General features: G+C 61.4%; 23 protein-coding genes. 18 read left to right on the forward strand and 5 right to left on the reverse strand.

Annotated elements, in window-relative coordinates:
• Positions 1 to 6: 6 nt before the first annotated feature.
• The gene (locus tag CH305_RS00380) at positions 7 to 1002 is read right to left on the reverse strand and encodes a tripartite tricarboxylate transporter substrate binding protein (RefSeq protein WP_256983414.1); all 996 of its coding nucleotides are present in this window, start codon (positions 1000 to 1002) and stop codon (positions 7 to 9) included.
• A gap of 168 nt (positions 1003 to 1170) precedes the next feature.
• On the opposite strand from CH305_RS00380, the gene CH305_RS00385 reads away from it, so the two are divergent.
• Positions 1171 to 1974 carry a DUF4239 domain-containing protein gene (locus CH305_RS00385; RefSeq protein WP_094701947.1) on the forward strand — a complete coding sequence of 268 codons (804 nt, stop codon included), beginning with the start codon at positions 1171 to 1173 and terminating at the stop codon, positions 1972 to 1974.
• 22 nt (positions 1975 to 1996) lie between these two features.
• Here CH305_RS00385 and CH305_RS00390 read toward each other — a convergent pair whose 3' ends face one another.
• Positions 1997 to 2404, reverse strand: a complete 408-nt coding sequence (locus tag CH305_RS00390; protein WP_032404162.1) for a DoxX family protein — start codon at positions 2402 to 2404, stop codon at positions 1997 to 1999.
• A gap of 70 nt (positions 2405 to 2474) precedes the next feature.
• Between CH305_RS00390 and CH305_RS29305 the strand changes: the two genes are divergently transcribed.
• The 3 genes from CH305_RS29305 (at position 2475) to CH305_RS00400 (ending at position 4053) form a co-directional block, all read left to right on the forward strand.
• Positions 2475 to 2615: a hypothetical protein gene (locus tag CH305_RS29305; RefSeq protein WP_256983415.1), complete on the forward strand. Its 141-nt coding sequence runs from the start codon at positions 2475 to 2477 to the stop codon at positions 2613 to 2615.
• Between the two features lie 84 nt (positions 2616 to 2699).
• Positions 2700 to 3299, forward strand: coding sequence for a sulfite oxidase-like oxidoreductase (locus CH305_RS00395; RefSeq protein ID WP_094701949.1), 600 nt, complete (start codon positions 2700 to 2702; stop codon positions 3297 to 3299).
• A 1-nt stretch (position 3300) separates the two neighbouring features.
• Positions 3301 to 4053: a ferredoxin reductase gene (locus CH305_RS00400; protein WP_094701951.1), complete on the forward strand. Its 753-nt coding sequence runs from the start codon at positions 3301 to 3303 to the stop codon at positions 4051 to 4053.
• 291 nt (positions 4054 to 4344) lie between these two features.
• On the opposite strand, the gene CH305_RS00405 is transcribed toward CH305_RS00400, so the two are convergent.
• Both CH305_RS00405 and CH305_RS00410 read right to left on the reverse strand, forming a co-directional pair.
• Positions 4345 to 5112, reverse strand: coding sequence for a putative hydro-lyase (locus tag CH305_RS00405; protein ID WP_094701953.1), 768 nt, complete (start codon positions 5110 to 5112; stop codon positions 4345 to 4347).
• Positions 5113 to 5173: 61 nt separating this feature from the next.
• Complete coding sequence (locus CH305_RS00410; RefSeq protein WP_179278126.1) at positions 5174 to 6148, reverse strand: glutamate cyclase domain-containing protein; 975 nt, start codon at positions 6146 to 6148, stop codon at positions 5174 to 5176.
• Between the two features lie 291 nt (positions 6149 to 6439).
• On the opposite strand from CH305_RS00410, the gene CH305_RS00415 reads away from it, so the two are divergent.
• From CH305_RS00415 to CH305_RS00480, 14 genes are all read left to right on the forward strand, one after another.
• Positions 6440 to 7300 carry a fumarylacetoacetate hydrolase family protein gene (locus CH305_RS00415; protein ID WP_094701957.1) on the forward strand — a complete coding sequence of 287 codons (861 nt, stop codon included), beginning with the start codon at positions 6440 to 6442 and terminating at the stop codon, positions 7298 to 7300.
• A gap of 5 nt (positions 7301 to 7305) precedes the next feature.
• Positions 7306 to 8598, forward strand: a complete 1293-nt coding sequence (locus CH305_RS00420; RefSeq protein WP_179278127.1) for an alanine racemase — start codon at positions 7306 to 7308, stop codon at positions 8596 to 8598.
• 27 nt (positions 8599 to 8625) lie between these two features.
• Entirely contained in the window at positions 8626 to 8994 is a 369-nt protein-coding gene (locus CH305_RS00425) for a RidA family protein (protein ID WP_094701961.1), read from the forward strand.
• Positions 8995 to 9040: 46 nt separating this feature from the next.
• Positions 9041 to 9820, forward strand: coding sequence for an SDR family oxidoreductase (locus CH305_RS00430; RefSeq protein ID WP_094701963.1), 780 nt, complete (start codon positions 9041 to 9043; stop codon positions 9818 to 9820).
• Between the two features lie 92 nt (positions 9821 to 9912).
• Entirely contained in the window at positions 9913 to 10677 is a 765-nt protein-coding gene (locus CH305_RS00435; RefSeq protein WP_094701965.1) for an SDR family NAD(P)-dependent oxidoreductase, read from the forward strand.
• Positions 10678 to 10714: 37 nt separating this feature from the next.
• Complete coding sequence (locus tag CH305_RS00440; protein ID WP_094701967.1) at positions 10715 to 11122, forward strand: heme-binding protein; 408 nt, start codon at positions 10715 to 10717, stop codon at positions 11120 to 11122.
• A gap of 468 nt (positions 11123 to 11590) precedes the next feature.
• A complete protein-coding gene (locus CH305_RS00445; protein ID WP_094701969.1) occupies positions 11591 to 13231 on the forward strand; it encodes a GMC family oxidoreductase in 1641 nt (546 codons plus the stop codon).
• Entirely contained in the window at positions 13228 to 13704 is a 477-nt protein-coding gene (locus CH305_RS00450) for a hypothetical protein (RefSeq protein WP_094701971.1), read from the forward strand. Before CH305_RS00445 ends, CH305_RS00450 begins: the two co-directional genes overlap by 4 nt.
• Before the next feature lie 162 nt (positions 13705 to 13866).
• On the forward strand, positions 13867 to 14979 hold the full coding sequence (locus CH305_RS00455) for a substrate-binding domain-containing protein (protein WP_179278128.1): 1113 nt from the start codon (positions 13867 to 13869) through the stop codon (positions 14977 to 14979).
• Positions 14980 to 14981: 2 nt separating this feature from the next.
• Positions 14982 to 16187 carry a sugar ABC transporter permease gene (locus CH305_RS00460; protein WP_179278129.1) on the forward strand — a complete coding sequence of 402 codons (1206 nt, stop codon included), beginning with the start codon at positions 14982 to 14984 and terminating at the stop codon, positions 16185 to 16187.
• Positions 16184 to 16963 carry an ATP-binding cassette domain-containing protein gene (locus CH305_RS00465; protein WP_094701977.1) on the forward strand — a complete coding sequence of 260 codons (780 nt, stop codon included), beginning with the start codon at positions 16184 to 16186 and terminating at the stop codon, positions 16961 to 16963. The genes CH305_RS00460 and CH305_RS00465 overlap by 4 nt, the downstream gene beginning before the upstream one ends.
• Before the next feature lie 154 nt (positions 16964 to 17117).
• Entirely contained in the window at positions 17118 to 17798 is a 681-nt protein-coding gene (locus CH305_RS00470) for a GntR family transcriptional regulator (protein ID WP_094701979.1), read from the forward strand.
• Between the two features lie 177 nt (positions 17799 to 17975).
• Positions 17976 to 18230, forward strand: coding sequence for an alpha/beta fold hydrolase (locus CH305_RS00475; RefSeq protein WP_179278130.1), 255 nt, complete (start codon positions 17976 to 17978; stop codon positions 18228 to 18230).
• 140 nt (positions 18231 to 18370) lie between these two features.
• The gene (locus CH305_RS00480; protein WP_094701983.1) at positions 18371 to 19237 is read left to right on the forward strand and encodes an alpha/beta fold hydrolase; all 867 of its coding nucleotides are present in this window, start codon (positions 18371 to 18373) and stop codon (positions 19235 to 19237) included.
• On the opposite strand, the gene CH305_RS00485 is transcribed toward CH305_RS00480, so the two are convergent.
• Positions 19224 to 19640, reverse strand: a complete 417-nt coding sequence (locus CH305_RS00485) for a MerR family transcriptional regulator (protein WP_094608197.1) — start codon at positions 19638 to 19640, stop codon at positions 19224 to 19226. The genes CH305_RS00480 and CH305_RS00485 overlap by 14 nt on opposite strands.
• Positions 19641 to 19720 lie beyond the last annotated feature (80 nt).

Consider the following 19720-nt stretch of genomic DNA (forward strand, 5'->3'; position numbering starts at 1 on the left):
GGGCGCTCACCGCGGAACCGCTTGCACTCCGGTCTCCACATCCTTCTGGGTCTCGGCCAGGAAAATTTCGAACTCGTCGCCGATCATGAAGGTCGTCGTGAATTTGCTGCGCTCTGCGATCTGCTTCCAAGTGGGTGTCTCCACCATCTTCCCCAGCGCCGTCCGCCAGTACTCGACTGCGTCGACGGGCATGTCCGGTGGCCCGTACAGTCCGCGCCAATTGGCCAGTGTCACATCGAATCCCAGCTCTCGTGCGGTGGGAACGTCGAGACCGGGGATCCGATTGTCGGCCAGAACGCCGATACCGTCGAGGTCCCCGGATGCCAGTTGATCGGCGAATTCACTGACGCCACCGATAGCCACGTCGATCTCACCACCGAGAAGTGCGGCGATCTGTTCGCGGCCACCCTCCTGGGTGACGTAGCGGACGGCAGACGGGTCGCCGCTGGCAGCCGAAACCAGCAGGGAGAAAGGCAACTCGTCATCGTGGGCCGCACCGACCACGACACCCGATGGGTTGGACGCTACTGCAGTCATGACTCCGCGAAGGTCGGTGAGAGGACTGCCGGGACGCGTCACGACGACGTAGTACTCGGTCATCAGTCGGGCGATCATCGTGACGTCGTCGTAGCCGTATTTCGACACCCCGGTCGCCTGGTTCACCATCATCGACAACGACGTCACCGCAAGCTGATCGTCGGCGCTCCGATGGTCCTCGACCATCGTGGCGAGGTAGTCGGCACCACTCCCGCCGGGTCGATTCTGCACCGGCAGAGCTGTTTCGACGATCTTCTCCGTCTGCAGGGCATCCACGACCGAACGGATGGTGAGGTCGAAGCCACTGCCGGGATCGGCTCCCGCCGTCATCGTGACGGGGCCGACGGGATAGGGCACCGAATCGGACGTAGATGCAGGATCGGTGTCGGGTCCGGAATCGGCACATCCGGTCGACACGAGGGCCGCCGCGATCATGACGCTGAATATCGATTTCTTCGCGATCACAGCTTCGCCCCTCGGCCCGGTCCGCACAGCGGTCGCTGCTTCCACCCAACTCTAGGATGCAGTGACAGGGGGCGGAGCAAAATGACGTCCGGACAATCGCATTCACTCACACGCGACGAGTACGCGATTTCACCGACGCGCGAGAACGCGCTCACTTACAGTTGCGCAGTGCCGAGCTGGATACTGGGTCTGATCGTCGTACTCGTCGTGGTGTTGGCCGTGACGGCCAAACTCGCTGCCCGTACCCGAGCGCCCGATCCGGGTTGGTTCATCGACAGCACTCGTGCAGCCGGTGCACTGACGGTCATCGGAACGATGTTCTCGGTCCTGCTGGCGTTCACCATCTTCTTCGCACTGCAGAGTTACCAGCGCGCGAGCAATGGAGCCAGCATCGAAGCCGTCGCCGTGACGGAGCTGCACAATGTGGCCGATGTCCTCGAAGGACACGACGGTGAAAAGTTGCACGGCGGCCTCATCTGCTACAGCCGTGCTGTCGTCTCGGACGAATGGTCTGCGATGGCGCGCAGTGAAACATCCCCCGCAGTCAATCACTGGGTGGACATCATGGTCGAGGATTTTGCCGCCACCACACCGGTAGGTGCCTCACAGGAGGCGGCGTACGGACAGTGGTTCGATCAGCAAGCCGAACGCCGCGACGGTCGCCGCGACCGACTGGCCGAGGCAACACCGTCGGTTCCGTTTCCTCTCTGGATCGTGCTGGGCATCGGAGCGTCGGCAATTCTCTCGTACATGTGCGTACAGGCGGATCGCCGCGAATCCGCTGTAGTGCAGGCCGTTCCGATAGCGTTCGTATCCGCGCTCGTGGCCTCGGCGCTGGTCGTCGTCGCGTTTCTCGACCACCCGTATTCCGATTGGTCGGGCAGCATCCAACCCACCGAGATGAACGTGACGCTGCAGTTCATCGACGACGGCCACCCGGCCCCGTGCGACGAGTCCGGCAACCCCACCTGACCCGACGGAGGCGCAGCACCCACTACCGCACTATCGGCATGACCTGACGTACCTTCGGATCCCGCAGATACAGCGCACCCCAAGCAAGAACTCCGACGTACACCGCGAACAAGACCGTACTGAACAACGGCTTGTCCACTCGCCAATTGGTGAGGACGGCACCACCGAGATATCCGGTCAGCAGAACCGCACCGAGAAACGCGGTACGAGGCACCAAATAGAGCACCAGACACACAAGCAGAACGATGCCGATGACGGGCGTCATCTCGTCGCGGAGCCCCAACTCCGCAGTCGAATCTTTCACCTGCTGCACATTCAGTAGTTTGCCGACGACGTCGAAGATCAGGAATAGCGCAAGAAGTCCAGTGAGGCCCCAGCCCGCGCGGGTTGCGCGGCGTGAGTTGGTCGCAGGGGTGGTCGTCGTGGTCATGGTCGTCTCCGATGCTCGATATGTAAGGTGTCGCCGGTATCGACTGCCATCGGTACGAAAACTCACCGCCGTGGGGATCACACCAGGACTGCTTCAGCGTCGATCACGAACATTCGGGTGCGAACTCACAGCCGAGACCGTCGCCCACCTGGCCGGTCCTGCTCGATGGATCAATGGTCAGGTCGTGTACGCCAACGGCGGGATCGTCTGACCCCCTCCTCGGATCTTGGGCTGCTCCACGTCGAATGCGTCCTGACTTGTCAGACTCCCGACCACGAGCGCACAATTCGTCACCATGGCACTGATCTCGAAGGGCTTCGTCGGCCGCCGACGCGGCGACGACGGGCGCACTCCCCCCGGTCAGTATCTGACCAAGGATTTTCCCGTCCTCGCGATCGGGCCCGCGCCCGTGGTCGCGACCGACACATGGTCGTTCTCGATCACCACCGAACGGGGCGAGACTCGCAGCTGGACCTGGGACGAATTCGCGGCACTCCCGCACGGCACTCCAACCGTCGACATCCATTGCGTCACCAAGTGGTCGAAGCTCGATACCACCTGGAAGGGCGTGAGCCTGGACGTTCTGCTGGACGGTCTCGACACCGATGCCGGATACGTTGTGGTGCACGGCTTCGACGGCTACACCACCAACCTCCCCCTCGAGGACCTCAGGGACGGGAAGGCCTGGCTGGTCACCGAGTTCGACGGGGCTCCCCTGGCTCGCGAACACGGTGGTCCGGCACGGCTTCTCGTTCCGCATCTGTACTTCTGGAAATCGGCCAAGTGGATCTCACGCATCGAACTCACCCTGGAGAACGAGCAGGGCTTCTGGGAGCGCGGTGGGTACCACGACTACGGGGATCCGTGGCGTGAGCAGCGGTACCAGGGCGACTGACGTGACATCGGCGGCTGGGGCGAAACCCTGGCTCGTTGCCACGGTGCAGACCGTGCGGCCTGAGACACCCACCGCGTCCACCCTGGTTCTCGACGTCGACGGATGGCCCGGCCATCTTGCCGGTCAGCACGTGGACGTCAAGCTCACCGCCGAGGACGGCTACAGCGCGCAGCGAAGCTACTCCCTGGCGTCGGCTCCAGACGGCACCTCGCGCATCGAGATCGCGGTCCAGAACGTCGCGGACGGCGAGGTATCGCCCTACCTGGTCGAGGCCGTCGAGGTCGGCGATCGCATCGAGATCCGCGGGCCGGTGGGTCGATGGTTCGTCTGGCGGCCGTCCCAGCCCTCCGAGACACCGTCCCCGCCGATCCTGTTGGTGGGCGGCGGTTCCGGCATCGTCCCGCTCCGCGCGATGGTTCGCGCGCAGGCTTCGGCGACGGGGGGACGAGTGCCTTTCCGGGTGTTGTACTCGGTGCGCGAACCCGCGGAGGTCTACTTCGCCGACGAGTGGGCTCACCCTCCGGCCGGCGTCGACGTCACCATGATCCACACGCGGCGTGCCCCTGCCGGCCACGCACGGCCCCTCGGCCGCATCACGATCGAGGACCTCGACGCCCACGGATGGCCGGCAGAGTTCGAGCCGCGGTGCTACATCTGCGGCCCCACGAGCTTCGTCGACACTGTGGCCGACATGCTGGTGGAGCGAGGCCACTCGGCAGCGAACATCCGTACCGAGCGTTTCGGACCGAGCTGAGGGAGGCCCTCGGCTCGGCACCGCTCACGCGCCGGATTCGACTTCATGATGACCCGGTCGGAAGCGACAAAATCCGCAGTTACTCGGGTCGGGGTGAGCGCACTCATCCGTGTCGAAGTGCTCGGGCCACCAAATCGGGGGAACTGGTGTCAGCAGTCGGATGCCCCACCGTCGAAGCCGGTGGGGCAGGGGCGCGTCATTTTTACCGCGACCCGCCAACCGCACGTCACCCGTCGTCTTCTCGAAATCTTCGGTAGATATCGATTGTGCGCGAACGCAACCCACCGACGATCACTCCACGCGTAGCTTCGTCACGAACATATGGCCCGTGGCATGGGTAATCATCAGTTCCGTCTTCGCTTCCATCGCCACCTGCTGAGGTGTGACCCCACACGCCCAGAAGACAGGAACATCGTTGGGTTCCATTTTCACCGGTTGCCCCCAATCGGGCGCGTCGAGATCGGCGATCCCCAGCGCTTCCGGAGAGCCGATGTGCACAGGGCCTCCGTGCACCTCCGGATGTGCCGCAGTGATCGTGGTGGCGTCTGCGACCAATTCCGGGGGCATGGGTCGCATCGACACCACCAGTTTGCCCTGGAAGTCACCGGCCGGAACGCAGTCCCGATTCGATCGATAGACGGGCCCGTTGATGTTCTGGGCAACATTGCGTACCGGCAGTCCCGCGTCGAGTAACAGATGCTCGAACGAAAAGCTGCACCCGAGCAGGAACGCGACAAAATCGTCTTTCCAGAGGTCGACTATGTCGGTCCGCTCCTCTGCCAGTTCACCATTGGAGTACACCCGATACTTCGGCAGATCAGTACGAAGATCTGCGCCGGGTGCAATCAGCTTCGGCTCGGGATCCCCGATGTCGGTGACCTCCAGAACTGGACACGGCTTGGGATTTCGCTGGCAGAAGCGAAAGAAGTCGAAAGCATCCTTGCGCGGAAGTATCGCGAGATTCGCCTGCACGAATCCGTGGCACGTCCCCGAGGTCGGCTGGTTCCAGGTGCCGGCTCGATTGGCGTCCCACATCTGTTCGGGTGTGGCGTCACGCATCTCTTCGATTGTGTGCACTCTTGATCATTCCTTCAGTCGGTCGGGAGTAAAAGTCGTGCTTTCACGCAGAGGTAGCGGCAACCCATGCGTCACCGAGTAACGCCTGGTGCACTATGCCTGCGAACATCTCTGCCGTGGCCACCACGAAGCGGGTCGGTATTCCGTCGTCGCCACGGAAGTGGACATCGTCGACACCTCCACTGCGCAGGCCGTTGTCGAGGCCGACGTTCGTCCACCGACCGATCGTTTCGCCGTCGAGCGCCAGCTCACCCCGGCCACTGGCGATCGCAAGCGCCGATATCAACGCATAGCAGCCGAAGTTGGAGACCGACGCGGGTAGGAGATAGTCGACATCTGTTGCAGCGAAGAACCCTCCGTCCACGACAACTCCGGCGGGCGTGAGCGGCTCCGCCAGTTCGCGAATCTTGCCGAATCCGATTTCGTTTCCGTTGTCACCGACTCCCACGGTGAGTCCACCCGCAGCCGCCGCGCCGATCACGTAGTCGTCGGCGAATTCATCACCGATCAGGACCGGCGTACCCCACACGAGATGGCGTCCACCCTTGGAATTCCGTCCGAGCTTCTCCACAGCCACTACCAATCCGAACTGTGCGCCGAACTCCTGCGCCGCAGCAGCATCGGTGAACGACGCTGCGTGCAGATCGATCCCTGAGATGTCCGCGGCGTCCAGCACAGCAGTGATGGGAGCGATCGCTTCTCGGTCGACGATGATGGTTACGTCGTGCCCGAGCGCGACCAACGCGCGTGCAAGCGCAATGGACCCGAGCGGGCCGTCGATCTCGCCCACCGGGAACCGATGGGTGTCCACCAACCCGGTGACAATGAGGGCTTTACCTGGCGTCAGGTCGAGTATCGCGCGCGATATCTGGTAGGTCAGCGGCGAGTCCTCGGGTGCACGCACCAGACTGTAGAACGCTGCCACGATGCCTGCCGGGCTGGTAGGCGGCCGCATCTCGGTCACCGCAATACGGTCCAGACTCTCGAACGCCGGGTACCGATCGGCTTTGACTGCCACAGAAACACCTTTCACCGTTGGACTGACCCCACCTGTTGATATACCGTATCTTGCATTGGCCGGTTTCGCACTTCGAATCGGTTCAATGATGTTGAGGGAGTAAGCCTCAACCCCATAACGTCCATCCAGGGCCACAAGGTTCAGCATAAGCCGGCGGTAGAATTGGAATATGGTATACCGTTCCTCGTAGCGTTGCCATGATCGTCTAGCGAAGCTGCTGGTGAGCAGCACGGCAGATCGATGCACCGGGTGCCGACGCCGGCACCCCACATTAGGAAAGGCCCCAACTGCATGCATCTAGCAACTGTGAAATTCGATGGGCAACCACGTCCTGCCTTCGTCGACTCGGAGCGCGGAGTGTTGTTCGCAGATGTCATTCTGCCCGGCTTCTCGGGAGATCTGCGCGATCTGGTGGAGATGGACGCATCGGACAAGGTCCTCGACCGTGCCCGAAAAGCCGACGACAGCGCGTTCGTTTCCAGTGACGCCGTCACTGTCACAGCCCCTTACCTCCGCCCTCGCAAGATTTGGGGAATCGGTCTGAACTACCAGGACCACGCGAAGGATCTGTCCGAGTCCGTACCCACCGAACCGGCGTCCTTCATCAAAGGCGATCACACTATTGTCGGACCCGACGCGCCGATCGAGCTACCACCTCGCAGCCAGAGCGATCGTGTCACGGCGGAGGCCGAGCTCGGCCTGATCATCGGACGTGAAGCCCGCAACGTCTCCGAGGCCGATGCACTCGACTACGTCTGGGGCGTCACCACCATCCTCGATCAGACCGCCGAAGACATTCTCGCCCGGAACCCGCGATTCCTGACTCGTAGCAAGAACTTTCCGACGTTCTTCTGCTTCGGGCCACACCTGGTTCCGCTCGACGAAGTGTTATCGACGTTCCCGGACCTCGACGACATCGAGGTCACAACCGTCCGCAACGGGAAAGACGTGCGACGCAACACGGTAGGGAATATGACCTTCGGCCTCCGGCACCTGGTGTCGTTCCACAGCAAGGTCATGCCGCTCTTTCCCGGCGACATCATCTCGACGGGCACTCCGGGCGCGCTCGTGGTCGAAGCCGGCGACGTCGTGGAATGCCGTATCCCGGGCATCGGCACCCTGTTCAACACCGTCACCCGGCCGGAAGAGTGATCGAGGTGAACAACGATGCCCTCACTGCTCTGACGCACACGCAACTCGACTCGTCCACCAAAGGAATTCCTCTCGGCGAAACGGTCACTGTCGCCGAGATAGGACAGCGCGGGTGGAACGTCGCGCGCGGCGACCTCGCCCTACCCGTGACGACGCTACGTAGCGGTGCGATCACCCACAATCTCGAGGTGATGGCCGAGTACTGCCGCCGTCACAACGCACTGTTCGCTCCCCACGGCAAGACGACGATGTCACCGCAGCTGTTTCGACGGCAGATCGATGCCGGTGCCTGGGCGATGACAGCAGCGACTCCGTCTCAAGCTTCTGTCATGCGCAAATTCGGAGTTACACGGGTGATCGTGGCCAATGAGCTGGTGGATCGAGCGGCATTGGCATGGGCCGCACGAGAGATGGCTGCGGATCCCGACTTCGAGCTGTACTCACTGGTCGACAACGCCGACGCAGTAGCCGCTGCCGACCACGTCCTCGCCGAGCTCGGCACCACCGTGACTTTGAAGGTATTTCTCGAGGTCGGCGTAGCCGGGGGCCGCGCGGGCGTGCGTAGCGAGCAGGAGGCAGTCGCTGTTGCCGAAGCAGTGGCTGCGGCCCGTCACTTCGAGTTGGTCGGTCTGGAGACATACGAAGGTCTGGTCACAGGCGGAGACCGTCCAGAGGATTTTGCTGCCCTCGACGCACATTTCGATCGCGTGCGACATTGGATGACGGTCCTGAACGAACGGCAATTGCTCACTGCTGACCAAGTTTTCGTCACCGCCGGCGGTAGTTCGTATTTCGACAGGGTGGTAGCCAAGCTCGGCGACTGGTCCGATTTCCCGCGCCGGGTGCGGCTGATCCTACGAAGCGGTTGCTATATCAGCCACGACGCTGGGAAGTACCACAAGCTTTCCCCGCTCGACGGCCGCCGAGCCGAGAACGAAGACCTTCGGCTCGTCAACGCTCTCGAATCCTGGGCGTCCGTGCTTTCGACACCGGAGCCGGGTATTGCAATTCTCTCCACCGGCAAGCGAGACGTGGCTCATGACCTCAGTCTCCCCACCCCGATCCGAGTCCACCACCGGGACGGGTCCGTGACCGATCTTGCCCGTGAGGGCGTGGAGATCTACAAGTTGATGGATCAACACGCTTTTCTGCGCATCCCGCCCGGGGTGAGCCTCAGTCCAGGCGACATCGTCGTGTCGGGCCTGTCCCATCCCTGCACCGCATTCGACAAGTGCCGGTTCCTTCCGCTGATCGATGACGAATACACCGTCGACGGCGCTGTCCTGACATTTTTCTGAAAGCCCCGAGAAAGGCACCTCAAAGCTATGTCCGACAACACTATTGGATCGCCACCGAAGCCATCTGGTCCTTATTCTCCGAGCGTGCGCCGCGGCAACCTGGTGTTCACCGCCGGCCAGTGCGGATACCGAGCAGACAAGACGTTGGCGGACGGCTTCGAGGCCCAAACCGAACTCGCGCTCGAGAATTTACGCGCTGCACTGGCCGTGTCGGACGCAACGCTGGCCGACGTCGTTACGGTCAATGTCTTCTTGACCGACCCAGGTCAATTCGAGGCGATGAACGTAATCTATTCCGAATTTTTCGGCGACCACCAACCTGCCCGAACGACGGTGACGGTCACCCTGCGTCCGGGTGTTCTGTTCGAGATCAACGCACAAGCTGTTCTGTCCTGACACTCACTTCGCAAGACCACCAAGCAACAGTCACACCGGAGGAAAAATGGAACTCGGACTAGGCGACAAGGTCGCCCTCGTACTCGGAGGCGGCGGTGGGCTCGGACGAGTCATCGCCAAAACACTCGCCGCGGAGGGAGCGGCCGTTGCGATCTCCGACATCAACGACGATGCGCTCGAATCTGCGATGGCTGAAATCGACAGCAGCCGATCGATCAGTCTCAACTGGGATCTCGGCGATCTCGGAGCCATCGACGCGAACGTCGCGAGAGTGGAGAAGGAACTGGGCCCAATCGATATCCTCGTCAACATCACCGGCGGCCCGCCCCCCACGCCGATCAGCGGTCAGAGCCTCGACGTCTGGTCCGGACAGTTCCAGTCGATGGTGCTCTCGGTCATCGCCATCAGCGATCGAGTCGTACCGGGAATGAAAGAACGAGGCTGGGGTCGAGTCATCACCAGCACTTCTTCGGGCGTCCTCGCGCCCATCGCCAACCTGGGCATCTCCAACGCGCTCCGCTCGAGTCTGGTCGGATGGTCCAAGACGCTGTCCAACGAAGTCGGTCAGCACGGCGTCACGTCCAACGTCATCGTGCCCGGCCGTATCGGTACCAAGCGCATCGTTTTCCTCGACGAGGCGAAGGCGAAACGCGAAGGCCGCTCGGTAGACGAGGTAGCCGCCACCAGCGCAGCTTCCATCCCTGTGGGTCGCTACGGCAACCCTCAGGAATACGCTGACACCGTCGCATTCCTTGCTAGCGAAAATGCCTCGTACATAACAGGATCAGTGATTCGAGTCGACGGCGGACTGGTCGCCAACGTCTGACCCCGCATGCCGAGGGTGCGGGTTCGATCGAGGTCGACACCCCTCCGGTTCCACAACCAGCCAAGACACCGAAACCAACAGGAGCAGCACACATGAGTGGACAATTGGCCGGCAAGGTTGCCGTGATCACGGGATCTGCCACCGGTATCGGACGCGCCACCGCCGAACTGTTCGCAGCGGAGGGAGCCGAGCTGGTTCTCGCCGATACGAATGCCACCGAATTGGAGGCTGCGGCGACATCGATTCGAACCGCCTACGACACCCGCGTTCTTGCCGTTCCCACCGACGTCTCGGCCGCGCCGCTCGTAGAGAAACTGATCTCGAGCGCGATTGCCGAGTTCGGAGGGTTCGACATCGTCGTCAACGTGGCCGGCGTTCAACGGTCGGGGCCGATCGAGACCTACAGCGACAGTGATTGGGACCTCATGATGAACGTCAATCCCAAGTCGTGCTATCTGACAGCGAAGTACGGTGTCGAAACACTACGCCGTCGTGGAGGCGGAGCCATCGTCAATGTCTCCTCTCTCGCGGCCATCAATGGAGGCCCTGGCCAGAGCGGCTATGCGGCATCGAAGGGCGCAATCAACTCGTTCACCAAGTCACTGTCCAACGAGTTGGCGAAAGACAACATTCGAGTCAACGCCCTCTGCCCGGGATGGGTCGACACCCCGTTCAACCAACCGGCTATCGATTTCATGGGCGGTGCAGCCAAGCAGCAAGAGCTGATCGAGCAATCGGTGCCTATGGCACGGCAGTCCACACCTGCCGAGATCGCACAGTCAGCCCTGTTCCTGGCTTCCGACGCCTCGTCGTACATGACCGGGCAGGCGATCGTGGTGTCCGGCGGAGCGAGCTGAGTACCACCTTCCGACACCCCTCGAGAACAAGGAAACCATGACACTCACTCAAGAACACGCAGACCAGGTGCTTGCCGCCGCTCGAGCACACGCCGAACAGCTCGGTGCGCGTGTCACCATTGCTGTCGTCGATGCCGGAGCCCACCTTCTGGCGCTCACCCGTCACGAGGATGCCAACCTGGTCAGCCTCGACCTGGCAATAAGCAAGGCGTATACCGCGATGGTGCTGCGCGAGCCCTCGGATGCCATCGCCGAAGACATTCGACCGGGCGGACCGCTTCATACTCTCGACACGGCACACACACCGAGACCCCTCATCAGCCTTCCCGGCGGGCTGCCTCTCGGCACCCCGGTGATCGGTGCCGTTGGCGTCTCGGGTGGGTCGCTCGAAGTGGATACCGCGATCGCCGAGGCAGGGGCACGGATACTCGCCGACAATTCTTGACCCTGTTCGACCCGCACACCGACTGCCGTCTCCACGGTTCGGTCCGATTCGCCAGCCAATGCCTGGTCCACGCTCCGTCCGCGTGGACCAGGCATTGTGCAATGGCTGCACGGCTGATGTATGTCGGATGGGAACCAGCACACCGGATCCGGCACAGAGTCGTATATCTTGTCGACAGTCGGCTTTCTGCAGGCGTCGGCCCGCCCCGAGTGCAGGTCCCGGCCCCGACCCGGGCGGCCTCGAGATGCGAAATTACTCCAATTCCATTGTGTACATGCGTATTACATGCGTCCCTGGCATTCCGCTACACATGATTGTTACGCCTGGCAGCCGGATCGGTTTACAAGAAATTTTCACCGCAGCGTGTACAAATTCTCGACATACCGTATATCGTATTGGGAGATCGAGAGCCGGATCACACACCGGACGCCGATTGCCTGTCTTGACCGAATCTCGCGAAGGTGAACAATGCGATTTACTCCCCTACAGAGAGAGCTTCCGGACGTTGCCGACGTCCTGGTGATTGGCGCCGGCGCATCGGGCGCTGTAGCAGTCCGGGAACTCAGCGCACAAGGATTTACCGTCGTCTGCCTGGAACAGGGTGGGTGGACTCCGCGTAGTGAATTCTACGGAGCTTCGGACGAGTGGGAGTTGCACGCCCAGAAGACCTGGCATCCCAACCCCAACGTTCGACGAAGCGTCGGTGACTATCCGATCGATGTTTCCGAGTCCGATGTGAATCCCCTGATGTACAGCGGAGTCGGAGGAAGCACAATCCTCTACGGGGGCCACTGGACTCGCTCGATGCCGTCGGATTTCAGAACCAAGACGCTGGACGGCGTCGGTGACGATTGGCCCCTCACCTACGAGGATCTGGCTCCCTATTACAACCGTATCGACCGAGACATGGGGATCTCCGGAATCGCCGGCGATCCCGCGTACCCGGACGGTGTGGAATACCCACTGCCTCCCCTACCGATCGGCAAGGTCGGACTCACAGCCGCACGCGGAATGAACAAGCTCGGTTGGCACTGGTGGCCAGGAACGAATGCAATCGCATCACGCCCGTACAGAGGTCGCGAACAGTGCGTCCGCCGAGGAACCTGTCAGACAGGATGTCCTGAAGGTGCCAAAGCTTCCGTCGACCTGACTCACTGGCCGAGCATCCTCGAAAAGACAGATACCCACTTGGTCACCGGAGCCCGGGTCCGAGAGATCGAAGTCGACGACAAGGGCTTGGCAACCGGCGCGATATACATCGATCGCGATGGCCGAGAGCACCGTCAGAAAGCGTCGGTGGTGATCGTGGCGGCCAACGGCGTTGGCACACCGCGACTTCTGCTGATGTCTCAGTCCCGGCAGTTCCCGAACGGATTGGGCAACAGCACAGGGTTGGTCGGCAAGCGCTTGATGATTCATCCCTACGCTGCGGTCGACGGGTACTACGAGGACCAGCTCGAAAGCTGGCTGGGGCCCGCAGGCCAGGCAATCATTTCGATGGAGTTCTACGAAACCGACCCCTCCCGCGGATTCGTCCGTGGCGGTAAGTGGCACACCATGCCGACAGGTGGGCCGCAAGGGCACCGCTCAGGTTACGGCGGCAAGGTCGGCACTGCGGCGTGGGGTGAGAACTTCCACAACAGTGCCGAACTGGTCGGTCATTCATTCGAATGGGGTGTCGTCGCAGAGGATCTCCCCGACGAAACCAATCAGGTCACCCTCGACTCGGTTCTGCAGGACTCCGACGGGCTGGCGGCACCGAAGATCACCTACACGACGTCGGCCAACACTCGTGCGCTCCTGGACTTCCACATCGAAAGGATGCGTGAGGCGCACTTGGCCGCCGGCGCAACCCGCACCGTGACAACGTCTTTGATGCGCGACTGTGGATGGCATCTGCTCGGCACCGCCCGAATGGGAACCAGCGCGGACGACAGCGTGGTCGACCCCTTCGGTCGATCCCACGATGTACCCAACCTCTACGTGATGGACGGGTCGACATTCGTCACCTCGACGGGAGCGAACCCGACGAACACCATCATGGCGCTGGCACTGCGTTCCGTCGAGCAGCTGATCAGCTCCCGCGTCGATCAGAAGGTCCCAGTATGATCACACCGCTCGAAATCGGTTCTGTGCCAACAGCCGTCGCATCCGTGCCCCTGAACGACAACCAACGACGACGTCTCGGGCTGTTGGCAGACGTTCTCATACCGGGTGACGCGATCATGCCGAGCGCGACTGCAGTCGATACTCAACATCGGCTGATCGATCGCGCCATTGCCGCCCGCCCCGACCTACTTCCATCCCTGATCGCAGTCCTCGACGCTGTTCCAGAAACCGCGGAGATCAGCGACATCGTCAGCGCTGTGGATACTTTCGCCGAGAAGAACGAAGATGCGTTCACCGGATTCGGGCAGCTACTCAAGGGGGCATATTTCTTGGAACCCGCGGTGCGGGCTTCCATCGGTTATCCGGGACAGGAGGCCAGACCCGTTTCCGATGACACCGATACGTACTTCGACATCCTCAGTGAAGTAGTCGAGCGCGGAGAGATCTACCGCCCCACGCCATCCGCCGAGTAGTCGGCGGTCAGTTGTGCACATCGATCCGAACTCCGCAATCGCGGAGGCTGTCAATCAACCCTGTGAAGCGCGCTGTTGTAGCGCACTCTCGCATTCGACGCCGTGAGGGCAACCACAATGCACAAAGCACGTCACTTCGCCCCGGATGGGGCATCACAGACGGTGAACAGGCGCAGATTCTTCGGAATCGCCGCGGCAGCAGGGCTCGCTGTGGCGGCAACCTCGACGATCACAGGGTGCGCTCCCAAAGCCACCGGTGGGAACAAAGTCGCGTTTGCCTTGGCGACCTACACCGTGCCCCGATATATCCACCTCGACCTACCCTCCTTCAGCGACGCAGCCGCTCGGGCAGGATTCCAGACAGCGAGCCAGCAAGCCGATTCGAAGGTGGATCGACAACTCAACGACGTCATCAATCTACTCGGCCAGGAGCCGGGTGCCATGGCCATCGCCGCCGTCTCCGGTGGCGCTGGGGTGAACCTCGTCGAGCACTGCAGACAAGACGGTGTTCCCGTCGTCGCATACAACAACTTCATTCCCAGCCCGGACCTCGCGGGATTCGTTTCTCGCGACAACGTTCAAGTAGGCCGCGACCACGTACTCGCCGCGCAGGAATTCCTCGGCGGTCTACGCGGAAATATCGTTATCTGCTCCGGCCAAGCCGGAGATCAAGTCGCGGAAGAGATGACAAGCGGGTATTACGAAGTACTGAACCCGGCGATTGCACGCGGGGACGTGACAGTCATCAACCAACAGTTCAACAAGGGCTGGGACCCTGAACTGGCCCGCAAGCAGGTCGAAGACGCATTGACCAGGACTGGAAACAATCTGCAGGCAGTGCTGTCCAACAACGACGGCATGGCAGGCGGGGCAATCAATTCCCTTCGATCGCAGCAAATGGCCGGCCAAGTCTTCGTCTCCGGACTCGATGCCACCAGCGAAGCGTGCAGGGCGATCGTTCTCGGAGAGCAGGCAATGTCGACATTCACTCCCTACGACGAAATGGGTCGTACCGCCGGAGATCTGTGTGCACGGCTCGCACGCGGTGAAACGATCCAGGCCCCGGATTCTTATCCCATCCCCGGAGGGGGAACCGTCCCATGGTTCCCCACGAACAGCAGAGCAATCACGCGAGACAACCTGGTCGATTACGTGCGTGATTACTCACCGCAATACGTCGACGTTCAACAGATTTTCGGTGGCATCCCCGACAACCAACTGCCTGCAGGCGCCAAAGAACTTCTGGCAGCCGCGCAGACCTCGAACGGAGAATGATCGTGACCGCAGAAACACTCAGCCCCTCAGCGGGGCAAGGAGACAGTGCAGAACGCAAGGATCCCCGAAAGATCCTGCCGTACTCCCGTGAAGCAGAATCCGCCGTACGCCGCTCGCTGGTTCTGGTCGGCATCATTGCGCTGGTATGGGTCGTCTTCCACTTCTTGACGGGCCAAGTTTTCATCACTCCCCGGAACCTGAGCAATCTGGCCGTGCAGGTGAGCGTCACCGCCATCGTCGCAGTCGGGGTTACGTGGCTGCTGATTGCACGCCAAATCGACCTCTCCAGCGGCGCATTGATCGCATTGATCGCTGTGATCGTCGCTGAACTACAGGTGACCCAGGGTTGGCCTGTGTGGGTGACCCTCGTTGTCGCAGTTGTGGTCGGACTCGCCGCAGGGCTCGTGAACGGTTTGTTGGTAACGTTCGTCGGTATCCCTGCCTTCATCGCAACCCTTGCGGCATTCTCGTATCTACGTGGCGGGGCGTACCTGACCTCGGACGGCAACACAGTGGCGGGGCTCGACCCGACCTTGGTCGAAATAGGTAACGGAAACGTCCCGCCGATCGTGAGCGTCGTAGTCATCATCGTTGCCACTGCTGCCGCGGTTCTGTACAAGATTAACGAGATTCGAGTGGAGAAGGCAGCAGGTGCCGTCCGCCCGTCGCAGATGGTCACCCTCGCCCTGATCGTGCTTGCAGGTGTGATCGCGGCGTGGGCGTTCGGGACGTACCGTGGCCTGCCGTTCCCCGCGCTCATACTTGCCATTGTGTTCCTCGGGGCGAGTTATCTGACGAACCACACGCGGTTCGGCCGCTACATCTACGCCATCGGCGGTAACCCGGAGTCGGCCCGTCGATCCGGCATCAAGATCACCCGCGTGCTGATCATCCTTTTCGTCCTGGCAGGACTCATGACGGCAATCGGCGCGATAATCCAGGTCGCCCGACTGGACGCCGGAGCCCCCTCTACCGCAGAACTGCAGGAACTTGCGTGCATCAGTGCCGCAGTTATCGGTGGTACCAGCCTCTTCGGCGGTCGAGGGCGACTTCTCGGCACAGCGCTCGGCGCGCTCCTGATGGCAAGTATCGCCAACGGACTGAGTCTCGCTGGAGTGAACACCTTTTGGCAGCAGGTCGCCACCGGCGTGCTGCTCGTAGTTGCGGTCGCGACCGACCGTCGTACCCGTAAGGAGAACAAGCTATGACCACACCAGTGATCGAGGCGGTCGACGTCAGCCGCACCTACGGAGCCGTGAAAGCGCTGCGAAGCGCAACCTTCACCATCGGTGATCGAGAAATCGTGGGTTTCGCCGGCGACAACGGTGCCGGCAAGTCGACCTTGATGAAGATCATCGGCGGTGCGGACAACCCCACTGGCGGAACACTTCGTTATTGCGGTAGCGAGCGAGGCGTCATCACCCCGGAGCGGGCTCGTCGCGACGGTGTCGAGGTCGTATACCAAGATCTCGCTCTCTGCGAAAACATGAACGTCTACGAAAACATCTATCTGGGCCGCGAACTGACCTCGAATGTTGCCGGTATCAAGCGATTACAACATTCGAAGATGCGGCAAGGTGCACACGAACTTCTCGAACGCCTCGGCGTCGAGCTCACCTCGATGCTGGACCCCGTGAGCACCCTGTCCGGCGGACAGAAGCAGATGGTGGCCATCTGCCGGGCCACCGCGTTCAAACCCAAGCTGATCATCATGGACGAGCCCACCGCCGCATTGTCGGTGCAGGCAGGTCAACCACTTCTCGACCTGATCCGCAGGTTGCCCGAACAGGGGACCGCGATCATGCTGGTCAGTCATCGACTGTCCGATATGTTGACCACCGCATCTCGCATCTACATTGTTCGCCACGGTGAGACTGTTGCCGTCGTAGAGGCAAGCACTTCGTCCGAAGAAGAAGTGCTGCACCTGATGGCCGGCCACTCACCCAAAGATGCTGCGCGGAAAGCAAACGCTGCCTCAGCTTGACCAAGTAATCCCTGGGGGTGGCTGCCGAACGAGAGCAGAGCAGCCACCCCCAGGGCCAGGCGTCGGTCGTCGATGTGCCGCGACGAGGCCCGAAAGCCCCAAAATCAACAAATAAGGCCGCTGTGCGAGATACGAGATACGGTAGGGTAAGGCCATGTCGACAGAGATGCTCCAACCGATCGCAGCACGGCCTGCCAACCTGACTGCAATGGTTGTCGATACCATCCAGAACGCCATCATCGACAAATCGCTGCAACCGGGCACTGCTATCAGCGAAGCCTCTCTTGCTTCGGCGCTCAACGTCAGCAAAACTCCCGTTCGAGAAGCGCTTCTTCGGCTGCGACATATCGGATTGGTCGTTCCAGCGGACCGAGGAATGCGGGTCGTCAGCCCTTCCCCTCAGCTGATTCGGTATGCATACGAATTGAGGGCTGGACTCGAACGATCCGCTGCGCTGCTGTCTGGTGAACGTGCCTCGGACAAGGACCTAGAAGAGATCGAATCGGCCGCCAAAAGTTCTGTTGCACACGCCGAGGCTCACGACGCGGACGGATTCAGGTCGTGCGATCTCCAATTTCATACTCTGATCGCACAGTCCACCAAGAATCCGTTGATACTCTCGGCCGTTTCGGATGCCGCTACCTTGACCCGAGCATTGAGAGCGCGTGATGTACGAACAACCGGTGACTCGATTCTGTGTGCACAGGAGCATCTCGCCATCAGCGCAGCGCTGAACGAGAGAGATGGTGAAACAGCGGCTCGGCGGACGCATCATCACATCAACCACGTGATGACCATCGTTCTCGGCGGATACTCGAACGCCACGACCGATTGACGCAGCGGCTCGATAACGAGCGCGACCGTACTAGGCCGCGCGAACATCCAATTTCCGCCTGGCAGCACAGACTTACGACACTATGACGTAGTTTTTCCTTATCGTAGTTTCGGTCCGCGCAACTCGATCGGGATGCCCGAAGTGATGGTGCCGACCTTGATTCGGACACTCGCCGCGATGGGGATTGCGGACCTGCCGCGCAAGATATCGACTCTTTCGTTACGACATCGATACCGCGACATCGAGATTCCGCTGCTGGTGGTCAGTGGGGCCGACGACACCCTGACCAGCACCTGCGACTCGCTCGAACTCGCCGTCGACGCACCGAACGCCCAATTGGTTCTGTACGCCGACGACGACCACTGCGCGATGGGCCACGCAGAACACTGGTCTGCGACCTCGACTCGATTCCTTCGCGAGCATCTCGCGTAGGTCGGGAAGTGCCTGGATCGGACAGCGACGCGGCAATGAGTCGGACGTAGTTCTGTACGGATCATCCGTCCACATCTTGGGTCTGATTGTGTGCGGAAAATCCATCCCGCCGCCGGGATGCTTCCCATACTGTCGGCATCATGACCATCGATCGAGTACCGGTATCCGGCGGAGACGTCGTCGTGGAAACTTACCCCGGGACCAGTGAGCCCGTCCTCGTGGTGCACGGGGTCTCCAGCCAGCGCATGCTGTGGAGCTGGCTGCACGCGGAGTCGCCGCACCTGACCCTCGTCGCACCGGATCTGCGCGGCCGAGGTGACAGTGTGGATGTCACGGGACCGTCATCGCTGACACGGCACGCAGACGATCTGGACGCCGTCATGGATGCATTGGGACTCGACTCCGTGCACGTGTGCGGAATGTCGATGGGAGCGTTCGTAGCGGTCGAGTTCGCAGCCCGGTATCCGTCCCGAGTGAAGAGTCTCGTTCTTGTCGACGGGGGCGTGCCGGTACCACCGCCCGCCGGTCTCACACAGGACAACGTTGCGGCTGCCTTCGGGGACAAGATTGCGCGAACACAGCAGCGGTGGAACGACATCGACGATTACGTCGAGTTCTTGGTGTCGACGTCGTTGCCGCTACTCGACCCGGCCGATCCGCTACTACGGACGTACGCCGAACACGATCTGGCCGACGGATCGATTCGACTGTCTTCGGCTGCGGTCGTCGCCGACGCCACGGACGTGTTCTTCGGCGCTTCACGATTCCGGGAACTGACGATGCCGATTCGATTCCTGCACGCGGAATGGAGCATTGGTGCAGATTCCGCCCCGATGTACTCGCCCCAGGACATCGACGCGCTCGACCTGACATCCATCACCCCGATGCCTGGACTCGATCACGCAGGGACGATCATGACGTCGGTCGGTGCGGCTGCAGTGGGAGAAACGATCGACGAAGCAATCGATGCGGAGCCAGAAGGAGTCGGGCACTTCACCGATGCGTAGCAGAGGCGTCGGCCTCGAACGGTGCCCATGGGGTGTCTCGAAGCGCAGGACAGTGTTCGGGTGTCGGGTTGTGTGCAATGTCGATCATCCGATCGAGGACGTCACGCGTGGCGGCCAGATCGGCCATGGCCGCGGTGATTCGGTCTCGTTCGACTCTCATGATCTCGAAGGCCTCGGGCGAGCTCTGGCCGCTGTCTATGCACGGCAGTAGTTGCAGAATCTTCCGACTCGAAAGACCAGCGGAGAAAAGTTGCTGGAGTAACTTCACGCGCTCGACGGCAGACTCAGGGTAGACGCGTTGTTCGCTGGAGGTACGTTCGGACGCCAGCAAGCCCTGCTCTTCGTAGTAGCGAAGAGCTCGCGTGCTCACTCCTGCCAGGTGTGCCACCTCGCCTATACGCATCCAGTATCTCCCTCGGAGGAATGTTTCGGTTCTTGGACTTGCCCTTGACGTTGACGTGAAGTTTTAGCCTTGTCGATGTC

The sequence above is a fragment of the Rhodococcus sp. 15-649-2-2 genome, assembly GCF_002258645.1.
In the GTDB taxonomy this organism is placed as follows: domain Bacteria; phylum Actinomycetota; class Actinomycetes; order Mycobacteriales; family Mycobacteriaceae; genus Rhodococcoides.

Excerpts from the sequence above, each read along its gene's own strand:
- CH305_RS00480 (WP_094701983.1), top strand. The coding sequence starts at position 18,371 with ATGACCATCGATCGAGTACCGGTATCCGGCGGAGACGTCGTCGTGGAA.
- CH305_RS00440 (WP_094701967.1), top strand. The coding sequence starts at position 10,715 with ATGACACTCACTCAAGAACACGCAGACCAGGTGCTTGCCGCCGCTCGA.
- CH305_RS00415 (WP_094701957.1), top strand. The coding sequence starts at position 6,440 with ATGCATCTAGCAACTGTGAAATTCGATGGGCAACCACGTCCTGCCTTC.
- CH305_RS00470 (WP_094701979.1), top strand. The coding sequence starts at position 17,118 with ATGTCGACAGAGATGCTCCAACCGATCGCAGCACGGCCTGCCAACCTG.
- CH305_RS00435 (WP_094701965.1), top strand. The coding sequence starts at position 9,913 with ATGAGTGGACAATTGGCCGGCAAGGTTGCCGTGATCACGGGATCTGCC.
- CH305_RS00390 (WP_032404162.1), bottom strand. The coding sequence starts at position 2,404 with ATGACCACGACGACCACCCCTGCGACCAACTCACGCCGCGCAACCCGC.
- CH305_RS00485 (WP_094608197.1), bottom strand. The coding sequence starts at position 19,640 with ATGCGTATAGGCGAGGTGGCACACCTGGCAGGAGTGAGCACGCGAGCT.
- CH305_RS00430 (WP_094701963.1), top strand. The coding sequence starts at position 9,041 with ATGGAACTCGGACTAGGCGACAAGGTCGCCCTCGTACTCGGAGGCGGC.
- CH305_RS00475 (WP_179278130.1), top strand. The coding sequence starts at position 17,976 with ATGGGGATTGCGGACCTGCCGCGCAAGATATCGACTCTTTCGTTACGA.
- CH305_RS00465 (WP_094701977.1), top strand. The coding sequence starts at position 16,184 with ATGACCACACCAGTGATCGAGGCGGTCGACGTCAGCCGCACCTACGGA.
- CH305_RS00405 (WP_094701953.1), bottom strand. The coding sequence starts at position 5,112 with ATGCGTGACGCCACACCCGAACAGATGTGGGACGCCAATCGAGCCGGC.
- CH305_RS00425 (WP_094701961.1), top strand. The coding sequence starts at position 8,626 with ATGTCCGACAACACTATTGGATCGCCACCGAAGCCATCTGGTCCTTAT.
- CH305_RS00395 (WP_094701949.1), top strand. The coding sequence starts at position 2,700 with ATGGCACTGATCTCGAAGGGCTTCGTCGGCCGCCGACGCGGCGACGAC.
- CH305_RS00450 (WP_094701971.1), top strand. The coding sequence starts at position 13,228 with ATGATCACACCGCTCGAAATCGGTTCTGTGCCAACAGCCGTCGCATCC.
- CH305_RS00445 (WP_094701969.1), top strand. The coding sequence starts at position 11,591 with ATGCGATTTACTCCCCTACAGAGAGAGCTTCCGGACGTTGCCGACGTC.